Here is a 13,707-nt window from a genome sequence, read left to right as displayed (position 1 = left end):
GGCTATGCCTGAGCAAAGAGGATAAGCAAGCTGCTCAATTGTCCAAATGCAAGGCGAAGGCTATGCCTGAGCAAAGAGGATAAGCAGGCTGCTGAATTGTCCACATGCAAGACGAAGGCTATGCCTGAGCAAAGAGGATAAGCAAGTTCTGGTATTGTCCAATTGCAATGCGCAAGCTAAGCAAAGAGGATAAACAAGTTCTGGTATTATCCAATTGCAATGCGAAAGCTAAGCAAAGAGGATAAACAAGCGCTTGTAGTATCATCTAAACTTATGCTTTAGCTTTGTAACTATAGCCTGAGTTTTAAGCCATTATTTAACTAAAGAGTAGAGAAAAAAACTGTGATCCATGTTGTTTTATACGAGCCAGAAATTCCTGCAAATACAGGGAATATCATTCGTTTATGTGCCAATACTGGAGCGCAGTTGCATTTGGTCAAGCCATTAGGCTTTGAGCTGGATGATAAAAAACTTCGCCGCGCCGGTTTGGATTATCATGAATGGGCGCACATGAAAGTGTGGGAAAACTTTGAAGAATGCCTTGCGGGCTTAAAAGCGCAAGGTATTGAGATGGATGCCATTTATCCATTAACCACCAAAGGATTTGAAACACCGCATACCTCTAATCTAAATCGCCCTGTAGCATTGTTGATGGGGCCAGAAACACGTGGTTTGCCAGAAGATGTCCGTATGATGTTCCCGAAAGAACATTGGATTCGCCTGCCGATGGCACCAAATTCACGCAGTTTAAACTTGTCCAATGCTACTGCTGTGATTTTATATGAAGCTTGGCGTCAGCAAGACTTTAAAGAATTGGTCTAAGTGTGATCTGTTCAAAAAGCCGCTCTATCGAGCGGTTTTTTATTGGGAGTGAACACAGTGAACCGTTTACAGCAATGAAGTTTTGTAAAATAAGGGCTTAAAAACTTCAGCATCAATATAAAAATGTGTATAAGAACACTGTGAAGAAATAAAACGGGTACTTAAAACTTGAAATCTATAAATTTAAAAGCTTTTGGTGTCGTGATTGCGACCGGATTCATTTCATCAATGAGTTGGGCTAATCCAACCGTATCGAACACAACAGAACAGACACCAGTGACCGTCACTGCAACTACAGAAAATGTTCCAGTTGTACCGAAGGTTGAGGTGATCAAGCCTTTTACTAAGGCTGAAATCCAGCAGGGCATGCTGGAAATGCAGCAAAGGCAAAATCAGCGTATTGAGGAATGGGGAAAAACACTAAAAGCCGACGATTTTGAGCGTTCTTGGTATGGTGGTCGCCAATTGAAAAAAGCAAAGCGTCAGGAAGTATGTGGGCTATATCAAGACTTAGTCAATGAAACATACAGCTTGGCTCAAAAAAATAAAGCGCGTCTTAGCCCTGCCGATCAGCAGTTAGTAGCAGATCGAAATCAATTTATTCAAAGTTTAGGTTATGAAAAAAATATAGTAGATACCAAGATGGGTTTTAACTGCCGCTTAAAATAATCGGTGTGTATTATTGCTTTGATCCATTTCAATAATTAATGTCCTTGATGTCGAAACAACAAGGACATAGAAAAGCTTAAGTACTTTTAAAAGCTCAAATTACCTCGTGAATTAATCAATTAGATTAAAGTCACTCAGCTCTGTTTGCAGATGTTTTGGATTATTTGCAAACAGCAGTTGACCGCTGGTGTATAACCAACCCAATTGACCTTGCTGCTGAAGACGTTTCAGTAAGACGTCGTTAAATGTCGACGTTGCAAAGACAGTTTCGCTAAAGACTTTAAACTCACCGACATTGGTGTTTTCACTGTCTTTCATAAACAGCATACCGTTTTTGGTGGTTGAACTCATATCTAAAGCACGGCTGACTAAGCGGTAACCGTCTTTAGCTTGCTCATCGATCATCTCCTGTAATTTTATGCTGCGTTCTACACTATTGCTGCCGGTTGGGTAAGTTTTATAGCGATAGCTGTAAGTGCCATGGTGTGCGCTGCTATTTATACAGGTTGCAACTTTAGGACTATTTTGTTTGCCGTTCAGAACTTCAGGTCGTAAACCTGTGAAATAGTTTTTGAACTGAATAATACGGCAGCCTTGGGCACCCAGTGTATTAAGTATGGTTTCCAGTTGCACTGGGTCGACGAGTGGGGAAACATAGCCGCTGTCATAGGTGTATGTTGCGGTATCATTTTCCTTCTTAATAAAATAATCTTTGAAATTCAGGGCATTGGTTGGTCTGACGCTATGCAGGTATTGATAGCCTGATTTGCCTTTTTCGTTTAACTGATTACGCCATGTAAAATAAATGTCAGCGGTAGAGGGTGCTGTACGATCTGCCACAATATGATTGAAACGCGTATTTTTATTGGCAAGTTTCATGTAGCTATTAACATTGCCATTGTCCAAAGTTTTAGAATCATAGCCAATTAACTTATAACCACTTTGTCCCATTGTATTGAGCTGAGCCAAGAAGTTCACAGTGTCGGTGGTATTAATAAAGCTCTCAGTCTTGAAGTCTGCAGTTGTGATTTTGGTTTTCGGTTTTAAATTGGTGAAGAATTCATTGGAATTTTTTGTATAGCAGCGGCTGTCCTTGAGTGGGTCAGTAATTAGACCACGTTGCATGATGATATAGCTTGGATTTGAAATCGTCGCATTAATTACGCAGAAAGAATGATTATTTAAAAAAGTTAAGACACGGTTGGTAGTCGCGCCACCCCTGACTGGTTGAAACTTAATCGCATGATATTCAAAGTTATTTAGTGTTGCAGCCGGCTGTATTTCACTTATAACCATGTCATGAAGTAATTGATAGCGTTTGGAAATAAATTCGCCGCTGCAGGTTTTGCTTGAACTATTGTGTACCGCATATTTAAGTTCTTCGTTCAGTGCACTGACTGAATTTTCACTGGTTTTATGAATTGAAATTTGTGGTAAATCGCAATTACTGTTACCGAGAGCAGAGTTCCCTTGAATCCATTCACCTGTGAATTTATCCGCTACAGTTGTTGGCGTTGGCGTTGGCGTTGGCGTTGGCGTTGGCGTTGGCGTTGGCGTTGGCGTTGGCGTTGGCGTTGGCGTAGGTGTAGGTGTAGGTGTAGGTGTAGGTGTAGGTGTAGGTGTCGCGCCACCATCATTGGAGCTTGATCCACCACAGCCCACCAATGTCGTAAATACAGCAGCGATAATGCTGATTTTGTGATTATTATTCATGACTAGTGCTCAATAGAGTAAAGTTGTTATGTACGGCTGATGCGGTTGTATAAACATTTAAAATCAAGATTTATTGAACAAGGTGTGATTCAATCCAGCCATTGCCATGTTCTGTAGTGACTTCTATCAAACCTGTTTTAGTCATGTTTCCCGCAAAAATAATATCTGCATTTTTTGACAGTTTATTAATGACTTGGCTCGATTTATCGGCAGTTTTATAAAGCGGTAGATTATTAATTTTAGGTCTAAGTTGCTGTCCCATACTGAAACCATTTGCAGCATAATTTGAATTAGTCGTGGCCTGACTGCCTGTCCATTCTTTTGCGGTATTCGATACTTCTTTGGATGTTTCATTAAATTGATTCAGCGTATTTCTTAAATCACGCATGGTATCGGCAAAACCTGCATATACCGGTATTGAAGCTAAAGACAGACTGCTAACGATGACTAAATGACGAATTTTCATGAACTTTCTCCTTTACTTTGTTATGTCATTCCGCGTGATATTTGACGGATTCATAACATTCGCGGTGTTTAAATAATTATAAAATGCGAAAATTTAGCATTTTAAAAATAGATCATTTATACTTCACTTGTAAAGAGGGTGGAGTGGTGAAAATGAATGTAGAAAGCCAGAGTGAACATCTAAAGCAAAGTAAAAATTGGTATCAGTCCTTACCGACGGAATGGCAAAATTGGTTGAATGAAAATATTGAAAATGGTTGCGATGTACAGAAAATAAGTCTAATTTTACAATCACATGGATTAAGCCCAAGGGTGGATCAATACTTATTTTCTGAAGATGAACAACTTTCAGAACAGCTGCAAAATGAACTTTTGGACTACAGTCTTGAGAGCTTAGAGACAGTTGAAATTTTAGAAAAAATTAAGCAAAAAAATATTTCAAATCATTTGATCATTCAGTTTTTAAAGCATGTAAACAATAACGTAATTTTAAAAAAACTGAAGCAACTACAGCAACAGCAGAATAAACAGCGCTGGTTATTACAGGTGATGGGTCAATTGAATCAATTGAACGACCACAGTCCATCCACAATCGATTGCATAGAAACACCTGATTTTGCAACATTTCTAGAGCAGTATTATAGCCAGATGCGGCCGGTCATTTTAAAAGGTGGGATACAACATTGGCCTGCATTGCATAAATGGAGTCCTAAATATTTTGCACAGCATTTTGAAAATGAGTTGGTTGAAGTCCAGATGCATCGTGAGCAGTATCAAGATTTTGAAAAAAAATCGGTACAGTTGAAACGCATTATTTTGATGCAAGATTTTGTCGCACAAATCAAAGCCACTAAGCGTAGCAATGACATTTATTTAACTGCGAATAACGCCGCTCAAAATAAGCAGTTCATGCAAAAGATAAGTGAGGATCTAGGTGACTTCGCCAAAGGTTATTGTCAAAAAGAGATCAAAGATCGACATTTTTTATGGTTTGGCCCTGCAGGCACATTTACACCACTGCATTATGACTTAACCAATAATATGTTGGCACAAATCTATGGACGTAAAAAAGTGACTTTGATTCCTGCATGGCAAATGCCGTATATGTATAACGATCATTGGGTATTCAGTCAGGTTTCAGACGTCGCAAAGGCTGATCTAGTAGCCTATCCACTGTTAGAAAATGTGACACCGTTCGAGTGCATTTTGCAACCAGGGGAAACCTTATTTATCCCAATTGGTTGGTGGCATAGTGTTGAAAGTTTAGATATCTCGATCAGTGTTTCTTTTACGCATTTTAATGTAAATAATCATTTTTTTACTGAATATCCTCAAGATCTCATCAGATAAAAATTGTGAAGTAGATTAAACAATGCGAAAATTTCACTTATGCAGTCTAATTTTCATGGCAATTCAATGAGCAAACTTCTCACTAATGAGGCAGATCAAAATTTACAGCAAGTATTGGTGCTGATGAATGAGCTGAGCCAATGGCTGATTCGCTCAGGTGTGGGATATACCGAGTTTACTGCTGCATTGAAACCGGTTTTTTTCCAACAAGCTGTACAAGAGTTAGAGCGTATCGATCAAAAACCGACGATTTCCGCGATCAGTTTACTTTCTGGCCTGCACCGTAAAGACGTGACTGCTTATAAAGAAGTGATTTCTGAGGGTAAGGATCTGACTGAAGCAACTGTTTCGGAGCCAATTAGTGTGCCATCACGTGTGATTGGTTTGTGGCTTGCAGAAGGCTGGGGGGATTCATTGCCCTTTAGTAGTGAGTCGGAAAATAGTTTTGAAATGTTAGTGAAACGTATCTCCACCGAGCGCCATCCACGTTCGGTACTCAATGAGCTTGTTCGTTTGGAAATTGCCACTGAAAAAGATGGACAGGTGTATTTACAACAACGTCGTTTTATTCCAGATCCTTCGCAGTTAGAAGCACGTAAAATTTTAACACGAAATGTTCAAGCGCATTTAGAAGCGGGTTTGCATAATTTATTGAATCCTGATGAAATACCTTACTTAGAACAAGCCATTTGTGCTGACGAATTAACAGAAGAATCGATTAATAAATTACATGAAATGAGCTTAGAGCTTTGGCAGAAATACTCACTACAACTTTTAAAACTTGCCGCGGAGCGTTGCGCAATGGATGACGGGAATCCTGAAGCAAATCGTGCATTTCGCTTTGGAGTTTATCAACATGATGCGAAAATTAAATTTTAAAATACTGACACTTTGCAGCCTGATGTCCATATTGTCAGGCTGTGAAATTGATTTTTTTTCGAGCGGTGGGGTAACGATCGAAGGCACAGGTGATCCAATCATTGATATCGGTCATGCAGGGGATGGCCGCGGAACAATTATCTTGGGGACACGATATTTAGAGTTTTCAGCTTCCGTGCAGGATTCTTGTTATGGCGTGGAACGTAAATTAGCCTTCCTCAATCCATTTGATCGTCAGTCGATTGACACAAAAACGTATGTAGAAATACCTGCTGCCCAAGCGGATCTTAATTCGCAAAATGTTCAATTGATCTTAAAAAATACCAATAGCGTACCAGTCACCATTCATTTGCAATGTGATATGCCATTAACCATGCAATTATTCGAGCAGGTTAGACCATATTTTCCAAAACAAGTATGTGATACACCTATAGATATCAAACTCTATCCACAACAACAGCATATATTTGAAGCAGCTGTAAATTTAGAGACTGTTGAAGATGGTATATGGTCACACGGTGATGGAGCATCGGTTGAATTAAAAGGCAATACACCAGACAAGTGTGAAGAAATTTCAATTCAATTTCAGCAATCTAGAAAATTCATACAACCTTAATTGGTATATTTAAAACAAAAAAGGCGCTTTAAGCGCCTTTTTTGTTTAGAGATAAACTTGATTAGAATTTATCATCAAATTCGTTATGTTGTGGTGCTGGGTGTTTAAAACCTTTAGTTTTATAACCAAGGTATAAAATACCGAACATTGCCCACCATAAACCATATTTCAAAGCAGTTTCTTCAATTTCTAACCACATCGCAAAGATACTGATAAAGCCAAGCATTGGAATAACGACAAAGCTAAAAATATCTTTGGCTGTTTTTGTGCGGCCATCACGAAGTGCATAACGTGAAATCACAGATAAGTTCACGAAAGTAAAGGCTGTCAATGCACCAAAACTAATCATCGAAATGACAATATCAAGATCCATAAAGCCCGCAGTTAATGCAACCGCACCTACAATCATGATGTTGTACGATGGTGTGAAGTTTTTCGGACTAATATGACCAAAGATCTTCTTGTTAATGACGCCATCACGCCCCATTACGTACATCAGACGTGATACACCGGCATGTGCAGAAATACCTGATGCCATTACTGTCACAATCGCAAAAGTTAAAACATAGGATTGGAACAGTGAGCCGCCGACGAGCAAGAGTATCTCTGGCTGTGTTTCAGCAATATTCTTGAAATAGTTACCCGGCTCAGCAGGGAAGAACAGCTGCATGAAGTAGGTACTAATAATGAAGATAATCCCTGCGATTAAAGCAGTTAAGAAAATCGCTTTCGGCAGTGTTTTCTCAGTATCTTTTGTTTCTTCTGCCAATGAACTTAATGAGTCAAAACCAGTGAACGAGAAGCACAGTAATGTTGCACCTGTAATCAGCGCACCCACAGACGTCAGCTCATTCCAGAATGGCTCAAGGCTCCATAATTGGTAGCGTTCTGCCGCAGAAATCGGGCCATCAGCATTGAAGCCCATTTGAAGCTTGCTGTAGACCATCCACGTGAAAATACCAATTACTAATAACTGCACAAGTACAATCAGGCTGTTAAAGTTAGCAACAAAACGCGCGCCGCGTAAGTTAATTCCAGTCATGAATGCTGTCAGTACAATGACCCATACCCAGTGGTTTACTGTTGGAAATAGTGCTTCAAGGTAAATCACTGCAAGAATAATATTCACCATTGGAGATAATAGGTAGTCTAACCAAGAAGACCAACCCACCATGAAACCTACGTTCGGGTGAATAGATTTTTGGGCATAGGTATACGCAGAACCCGAAGAAGGGTAGCGACGGATCATATGACCATAACTAATCGAGGTAAACAGAATTGCAATAAGGGCAATAATGTAAGAAGTCGGCACGTGTCTATGACTTTCTTCAGATACTAAACCAAAAGTATCAAATAGAGTCATTGGTTGGATGTAAGCCAAACCAATAATAATAATGTGCCAGAGTCCAAGCGTTTTTTGCAGTTTAGCTGCCGATTGAGTCCCAGAGATATTTGTCAACGGCGTTATCCTCTTATCGTTGATCAAGGATCAGTCATATTCTAAGGATCGTTTGAGACGAACGATCCCCCCTACGTTTTAAAACAAAAGTGCGCCAATCTACTCCAAATTGGTACATTTTGTCAGTAACTTTGAAATTATTTTTAGCAGAAATTATGCCAGTTTGATTAAAAAATAACTGATATTGCGTTCTGCAAGTGAAAAGCCCGATGTTTAAAAAAACATCAGGCTTAATTTTTCGCTATATTCGCTTATTTTTCAGCAATTACCAAGCTTTTTTTAGAATAGTTTTGAGGTCTTCTAAGCTGGCTTCTTTAGGATTATAAATAATAGATCCATCATTCAGTGCTTTCTCTGCCACTTCATCTAATTGAGCTTCAGTCACTTTACCTGTTTCACTCAAAGTACGTGGTAATTTGGTCAAACTAAACAAGCGGTCACGCATGGCTAAAAGCGTTGAAATGGCTTTTTCAGCGCGTAGGTTGGCCGGCGTTTGTGCATAAATATCAGGGCCAGCCAGTGGTAATAGCAATTCAGCAATCTTATCGCCATTCACTTCTTTGTTGTATTCCAACACATACGGCAAGAATAAGTTCATGCATAAGCCGTGGGGCAGGTGAGCGACTGCACCCAGCGCATGGCCTAATGAATGCACTAAACCAACCATTGAGTTCGAGAATGCAATTCCTGCCATCGTAGAAGCTTGTGCAAGTTCTAAGCGTCCATGCGCATCGCTGGTATTATCTAATACACCAAATAAGCTATTGCTAATTTTCTTGATTGCGGCAGTAGCATAGGCATCTGAAATAGGGTTTGCCGCCATGCACGTATAGGCTTCAATCGCATGCGTCATCGCATCCATCGCTGTCATCGCCGTAAGATGGGGTGGTAAAGTTTGCGTCATGCGTGGGTCAAGAATTGCCGCATGTGGCATCAAATAATTCGATGCAAAGGCCATTTTGACATTCTTTTCAGGGTCAGAAACCACAGCGACCATAGTCACTTCCGAACCTGTCCCCGAAGTTGTTGGAATCACAAAAAATGGTTTTAAAGGTTTAGGTAAGTTGTGCGCACCTGAGTATTTCAGTAAGTCATCACCACCTTCAGATACCAAGATGTTGGTTGCCTTAGAGGTATCAATCACTGAACCGCCACCGACAGCAATAATGGCATCACATTGGTTGTCGCGGTAAAGTTGAGCTGCCTTACGTACGGTTTCTAAACTAGAGTCTGGCGGAACATCATCAAAAATATAGCCAATCACCGTCTCGGTGCTTTCAAATGCCGCTTCAATCGGTGCAAGTAATTGATTACTGCGAACGCCTTTATCCGTAATGATCATGGGGCGTTTAGCACCCAAAGTAGACAGTTCGAATGGGATGTGTTCTAAAGCAGCATGGCCAGCAATCACTTTTACAGGACAGAAAAATTCGTAATATGGTTTAGCCATGTGTTATGCGCTCCGTTTTAAATAAGACTGGGCTACTTTTAAATAAATATTTGCAGCACCGCTCAGTTTTTCTTTTAGGCTTAAATGTGTTGGATATTCTTTGACAGCCAATTCAGCCACCAATTTAGGTAAAATTAACGCTTCCATTTTGTTGAGACAACGCACCAATCGGATTGCATAAGACAAATCACCATCGGCGATCATGCGGTCATTGGCAAAGGCTTGTGCGGTACTTTCTTGAAATGAGAAGACCAAAAAGGCATGACTCAAATGCTTAAACGTAATGGTTAAGTCAGGCTTTTGAGTGCCGGGTGTGAGGAGTTTGAGTTGGTGGTCTTCCGTGACTTGCGCGACAAATGCAGCACCATTTGGAAAAACATTCATAGATAAAATAAAATTAACTGGAAATTTAGCAACTTCTTGTTTAATTTCTTCATCGACCTGGCTCGCCATGACCAGACCTCTGCCAATCACATCCATCATGAGTTTGACATAGGCCTGCTGGAGCGCGGGTTTAACGGATTTAGTTGCAATCACGTGTACATCCCTTATCTATAATTATTAAATTTAGAGCTTTTACTCTAAATTATTTTATTTGAGAAAGCAAAGTCTTTTATAGTTGTTTGACTGTTACGTCTTTAAAGTAACCACTGTTTTTCAAAGTATCAATGATATCGACGCATAAGTTTTCAAATTTAGGGTAATCCTGTACTAAATCTTGTATGCGCACCATTTCCAATCCTGCATAGCCACATGGATTGATGGTATGAAACCCAAATAAATCGCAATCAATATTCAGTGCTAAACCATGATATGAACGGCCTTTACGAATTTTAAAGCCCAAGGAACCAATCTTTCGTTCATTGACATATACACCCGGTGCATCAGGCTTAGCATAAGCTTGAATACCATATTTGTTCAGCAAATCGATCATGAGGGTTTCGGCATACGAAACCAATGTACGAACATTCCATCCCAAACGGTTTAGGTCAAACATGAAATAAGCCACCAATTGACCCGGCCCATGCCAAGTGACTTGCCCACCACGGTCTGTTTGTACCACAGGGATGTTACTTTGCACCAAAATATGTTCAGGTTTGCCAGCTTGCCCCTGAGTTAATACATCGGGATGTTGCAATATCCACAGTTCATCAGGTGTGTTTTCATCGCGCTGTTCAGTATAAGTTTTCATTTCGACAAAACGATCTTCATAGGGAGTCAGATGATTGTATTGGCGAATGATTAAAGTTGGTTTTGCAGCGATCATTACAACAGGATTTCCTTGGCAGCGTTAAATTGATTGGTCGTTGAATTATGTCGTTATTCAGGAGGGATAAACATATATTCTTTAAAATTTTCGATGTATTCATCTAAATTTTCTTCAAGCATTTTGCGATATTCAGCAAGGAAATATTCGATGGTTTCTTGTTTTGCATTAGCGAGCTGTTCTGCTGTTTCCCATCCACATGCGCTGATCCAAGCATTAAAACGGGATGTTGCAAAAAGCATAGAGGCGCTTACTTTCCCTTTTCCTATCTCTTCCGTAATTTGCTGATTAGATAACTGAATGTGTTGATCCGCTCGCTCATAGAATTCATCATCAATATTTTGCATTTTATTTTATTCTCACAAAAAAAGTCCAAAACACTTTCGCATTTTGGACTTTTTAATTATAGCGCTGTCTTAATTAAAGGACAGGCTGCAAGGTCAGCGTATAAGGCATGAACTTGTTCCAACTCTTCAAAGCGCAGTTGAGCAGTTAAAGAGTGGTATTTACCTGTGCGTGACGGCTGTATTTTTACTGTGTCACCATCAAATTCAGGGAAGTGCTTCTGTAAAATATCAACAACAGCAACTCGAAGTTCTTCACCTGCATTACCAATCAATTTAATTGGGTAGTCCATAGGGAAGACCCAAAGATGCTCTTGCAATTCACGTGAAGGAGCGCGATTAGTCATATCAGTCATGGGACACCTCATTATTTAAAAATACCTGCAATGAGCAGGTATTTGGAATCTTTGCTACATGCTCATAATATGGGGTGGAAAACCCCATATTCAAGCCTGCATTGTCCTAGTTATAGGTTAGTCATTCTCAAGGAATGAACGCAAATGCTCTGAACGTGATGGATGGCGAAGTTTACGTAAAGCTTTCGCTTCAATCTGACGAATACGTTCACGTGTTACGTCAAACTGTTTACCCACTTCTTCCAGAGTATGGTCTGTTGGCATATCGATACCAAAACGCATCTTCAAGACTTTTGCTTCACGTTCAGTCAAGTTTTCAAGAACTTCACGTGTTGCTTCTTTTAAGCCTTCAGACGTTGCAGCATCAATCGGAGAGGTAATGTTGCCGTCTTCAATGAAGTCACCAAGATGCGAATCTTCATCATCACCAATTGGTGTTTCCATTGAAATTGGTTCTTTCGCGATTTTAAGCACTTTACGAACTTTCACTTCGTCCATTTCTAGACGTTCACCTAATTCTTCAGGTGTCGGTTCACGACCCATTTCTTGAAGCAATTGACGAGATACACGGTTGATCTTGTTAATGGTTTCGATCATGTGCACAGGAATACGAATCGTACGTGCTTGGTCGGCAATAGAACGCGTAATCGCCTGACGAATCCACCAAGTTGCATAAGTAGAGAACTTATAACCACGACGATATTCGAATTTATCCACCGCTTTCATCAAGCCGATGTTACCTTCTTGGATCAAGTCGAGGAATTGCAAACCACGGTTGGTGTATTTTTTCGCAATCGAAATTACCAAACGTAAGTTGGCTTCAACCATTTCCTTTTTCGCACGACGAGCTTTCGCTTCACCAATCGACATACGTTTAGAAATGTCTTTGATGCCTTTAACATCTAAGCCAAGTTCTTTTTCGATGTCAGCGATTTTTTGTTGGAATGCAAGAACGTCAGGGCGGACTTTTTCAAGATAGCCTTTCATTTCTGCAGGTGCTTTCGCAATTTGTTCATCTAACCAAGCAAAGTTAGATTCTTGACCTGGGAAAGACGTACGGAATTGAGTACGGTCCATACGACCACGGCGTACTGCATAACGCATGACTTCACGTTCAGAAGTACGGATTTGGTCATGGGTATTACGGATCAAATCAGAGATGATGTCGAATAAACGTGGTGTGAATTTGAACATCATGAACACAGTTGCAAGTGCTTCAAGTGCAGCAGCAGCTTCTTTACTGTTACGGCCATTTTTTTCAATAGCAGCTTTAGTCACTAACCATGCTTGTTCAAGCTCAGTGAAACGTGCTTTAGCAATTTCAGGATCTGGACCAGATTCGCCTTCAGAATCATCATCACCTTCAGACTCTTCGTCTTCATCGTCATCATCAAGTTTGACATCTTTAGTCGGCTTGTTGGTTGACGCTTCGTCTTCATCGATCTCAGAATCTTCTTCGTCGATCACTTCAGGGATGGCTTCGTCAGATTCTGGATCTAAATAACCAGAAAGAATATCCGCTAAACGGCGTTCACCCGCTTCATAATCTTTATATTCTTGCAGTACAACTTCGACCGCATTTGGCCAATAAGCAATAGAGTGTAAAACGTCACGAATACCTTCTTCGATACGTTTTGCAATGCTAATTTCGCCTTCACGTGTCAAAAGTTCAACTGTACCCATTTCGCGCATATACATACGCACTGGGTCAGTGGTACGACCGGGTTCATTTTCAACAGATGCAAGTACAGCAGCGGCTTCTTCTTCAGCAACTTCGTCAGTCGCTTCGCTGCCACCTTCAAACATTGTATCGTCAGATTCTGGTGCACGATCATGTACCGGAATACCCACGTCATTCAACATCTGAATGATGTCTTCAATCTGTTCACTTTCGGTGATTGAGTCCGGGAGATGATCGTTAACCTCGGCGAAAGTTAGGTAACCTTGCTCTTTGCCTCGGCTAATCAGAGCCGCTACTTGAGAAGTAGGGGAAGTCATATCGCTCATCTTTGCTTACTCTTCGTTGAATCTGTGGCAGTAAAAAACCGTGCATTTTAGCACGATCGTCTCATTAAATCTTGTGAATAGCTGGCTTATCCCATTAGGACGGTACAGCATCAAGCTGTCCAATGAGATATTAAAAATTTAAATTCAGTAATTTAGGTGGGGCTGAAATTGTTGTTTTCAAGTTCATCCCATGCATCGATTATTTTATGGGTCAACTGTGACTGTCATAAAAATGAAGGACGCAGGGTGGATTATATCATGCCACAGGTTTTGGTAAGAAAAAAAGCCCTATTTTTAAAGTTTAGATGTT

14 protein-coding genes are annotated in these 13,707 nt (G+C 40.3%); 5 read left to right on the top strand and 9 right to left on the bottom strand.

Annotation, left to right across the window (positions count from 1 at the left end):
• The first annotated feature begins 342 nt into the window (after window positions 1-342).
• Both FTU06_RS02865 and FTU06_RS02860 read left to right on the top strand, forming a co-directional pair.
• Entirely contained in the window at window positions 343-822 is a 480-nt protein-coding gene (locus FTU06_RS02865) for a tRNA (cytidine(34)-2'-O)-methyltransferase (protein ID WP_111885295.1), read from the top strand.
• 168 nt (window positions 823-990) lie between these two features.
• Window positions 991-1,491 carry a hypothetical protein gene (locus tag FTU06_RS02860; protein ID WP_218946185.1) on the top strand — a complete coding sequence of 167 codons (501 nt, stop codon included), beginning with the start codon at window positions 991-993 and terminating at the stop codon, window positions 1,489-1,491.
• 111 nt (window positions 1,492-1,602) lie between these two features.
• Here the strand turns inward: FTU06_RS02860 and FTU06_RS02855 are convergent, their stop codons facing one another.
• Together FTU06_RS02855 and FTU06_RS02850 are read right to left on the bottom strand one after the other, a co-directional pair.
• Window positions 1,603-3,204 (bottom strand): PT dipeptide repeat lipoprotein, encoded by a 1,602-nt coding sequence (locus tag FTU06_RS02855; RefSeq protein WP_180144809.1) that lies wholly within the window; start codon window positions 3,202-3,204, stop codon window positions 1,603-1,605.
• Between the two features lie 70 nt (window positions 3,205-3,274).
• Window positions 3,275-3,670 (bottom strand): hypothetical protein, encoded by a 396-nt coding sequence (locus FTU06_RS02850; protein WP_180007577.1) that lies wholly within the window; start codon window positions 3,668-3,670, stop codon window positions 3,275-3,277.
• Window positions 3,671-3,822: 152 nt separating this feature from the next.
• Here FTU06_RS02850 and FTU06_RS02845 point away from each other — a divergent pair, with 152 nt between their 5' ends.
• The 3 genes from FTU06_RS02845 to FTU06_RS02835 all read left to right on the top strand — a co-directional run bounded on the left by FTU06_RS02845 (window position 3,823) and on the right by FTU06_RS02835 (window position 6,514).
• Window positions 3,823-5,019 carry a cupin-like domain-containing protein gene (locus FTU06_RS02845; protein ID WP_180144806.1) on the top strand — a complete coding sequence of 399 codons (1,197 nt, stop codon included), beginning with the start codon at window positions 3,823-3,825 and terminating at the stop codon, window positions 5,017-5,019.
• A 66-nt stretch (window positions 5,020-5,085) separates the two neighbouring features.
• Window positions 5,086-5,898 (top strand): DUF6502 family protein, encoded by an 813-nt coding sequence (locus FTU06_RS02840; protein WP_180007579.1) that lies wholly within the window; start codon window positions 5,086-5,088, stop codon window positions 5,896-5,898.
• Window positions 5,876-6,514 (top strand): hypothetical protein, encoded by a 639-nt coding sequence (locus tag FTU06_RS02835; protein ID WP_180025802.1) that lies wholly within the window; start codon window positions 5,876-5,878, stop codon window positions 6,512-6,514. Before FTU06_RS02840 ends, FTU06_RS02835 begins: the two co-directional genes overlap by 23 nt.
• 61 nt (window positions 6,515-6,575) lie before the next feature.
• On the opposite strand, the gene FTU06_RS02830 is transcribed toward FTU06_RS02835, so the two are convergent.
• The 7 genes from FTU06_RS02830 to rpoD form a co-directional block, all read right to left on the bottom strand.
• On the bottom strand, window positions 6,576-7,973 hold the full coding sequence (locus tag FTU06_RS02830) for an APC family permease (RefSeq protein ID WP_180007581.1): 1,398 nt from the start codon (window positions 7,971-7,973) through the stop codon (window positions 6,576-6,578).
• 265 nt (window positions 7,974-8,238) lie between these two features.
• The gene (locus tag FTU06_RS02825) at window positions 8,239-9,423 is read right to left on the bottom strand and encodes an iron-containing alcohol dehydrogenase (RefSeq protein WP_111885299.1); all 1,185 of its coding nucleotides are present in this window, start codon (window positions 9,421-9,423) and stop codon (window positions 8,239-8,241) included.
• Window positions 9,424-9,426: 3 nt separating this feature from the next.
• A complete protein-coding gene (locus tag FTU06_RS02820; protein ID WP_168378113.1) occupies window positions 9,427-9,960 on the bottom strand; it encodes a hypothetical protein in 534 nt (177 codons plus the stop codon).
• Window positions 9,961-10,036: 76 nt separating this feature from the next.
• On the bottom strand, window positions 10,037-10,690 hold the full coding sequence (lipB, locus tag FTU06_RS02815; RefSeq protein WP_180144803.1) for a lipoyl(octanoyl) transferase LipB: 654 nt from the start codon (window positions 10,688-10,690) through the stop codon (window positions 10,037-10,039).
• 53 nt (window positions 10,691-10,743) lie between these two features.
• Window positions 10,744-11,037 carry a DUF3144 domain-containing protein gene (locus tag FTU06_RS02810; RefSeq protein ID WP_180063215.1) on the bottom strand — a complete coding sequence of 98 codons (294 nt, stop codon included), beginning with the start codon at window positions 11,035-11,037 and terminating at the stop codon, window positions 10,744-10,746.
• A gap of 56 nt (window positions 11,038-11,093) precedes the next feature.
• A complete protein-coding gene (locus tag FTU06_RS02805) occupies window positions 11,094-11,381 on the bottom strand; it encodes a YbeD family protein (RefSeq protein WP_180063275.1) in 288 nt (95 codons plus the stop codon).
• Between the two features lie 126 nt (window positions 11,382-11,507).
• Complete coding sequence (rpoD, locus tag FTU06_RS02800) at window positions 11,508-13,397, bottom strand: RNA polymerase sigma factor RpoD (RefSeq protein WP_078191374.1); 1,890 nt, start codon at window positions 13,395-13,397, stop codon at window positions 11,508-11,510.
• Between the last annotated feature and the right edge of the window lie 310 nt (window positions 13,398-13,707).

It is taken from the genome of Acinetobacter sp. YH12052, from assembly GCF_013419835.1.
Classification (GTDB): Bacteria; Pseudomonadota; Gammaproteobacteria; order Pseudomonadales; family Moraxellaceae; genus Acinetobacter; species Acinetobacter amyesii.
Note: the sequence above shows the minus strand (reverse complement) of the source record. Positions and strands in the feature narration are given on the sequence as shown.

What these genes read in the sequence shown, in the direction of transcription:
- FTU06_RS02855 (WP_180144809.1), bottom strand. Translation starts at nt 3,204, where the DNA reads ATGAATAATAATCACAAAATCAGCATTATCGCTGCTGTATTTACGACA.
- FTU06_RS02850 (WP_180007577.1), bottom strand. Translation starts at nt 3,670, where the DNA reads ATGAAAATTCGTCATTTAGTCATCGTTAGCAGTCTGTCTTTAGCTTCA.
- FTU06_RS02845 (WP_180144806.1), top strand. Translation starts at nt 3,823, where the DNA reads ATGAATGTAGAAAGCCAGAGTGAACATCTAAAGCAAAGTAAAAATTGG.
- FTU06_RS02840 (WP_180007579.1), top strand. Translation starts at nt 5,086, where the DNA reads ATGAGCAAACTTCTCACTAATGAGGCAGATCAAAATTTACAGCAAGTA.
- FTU06_RS02835 (WP_180025802.1), top strand. Translation starts at nt 5,876, where the DNA reads ATGATGCGAAAATTAAATTTTAAAATACTGACACTTTGCAGCCTGATG.
- FTU06_RS02825 (WP_111885299.1), bottom strand. Translation starts at nt 9,423, where the DNA reads ATGGCTAAACCATATTACGAATTTTTCTGTCCTGTAAAAGTGATTGCT.
- lipB (WP_180144803.1), bottom strand. Translation starts at nt 10,690, where the DNA reads ATGATCGCTGCAAAACCAACTTTAATCATTCGCCAATACAATCATCTG.
- FTU06_RS02810 (WP_180063215.1), bottom strand. Translation starts at nt 11,037, where the DNA reads ATGCAAAATATTGATGATGAATTCTATGAGCGAGCGGATCAACACATT.
- FTU06_RS02805 (WP_180063275.1), bottom strand. Translation starts at nt 11,381, where the DNA reads ATGACTAATCGCGCTCCTTCACGTGAATTGCAAGAGCATCTTTGGGTC.
- rpoD (WP_078191374.1), bottom strand. Translation starts at nt 13,397, where the DNA reads ATGAGCGATATGACTTCCCCTACTTCTCAAGTAGCGGCTCTGATTAGC.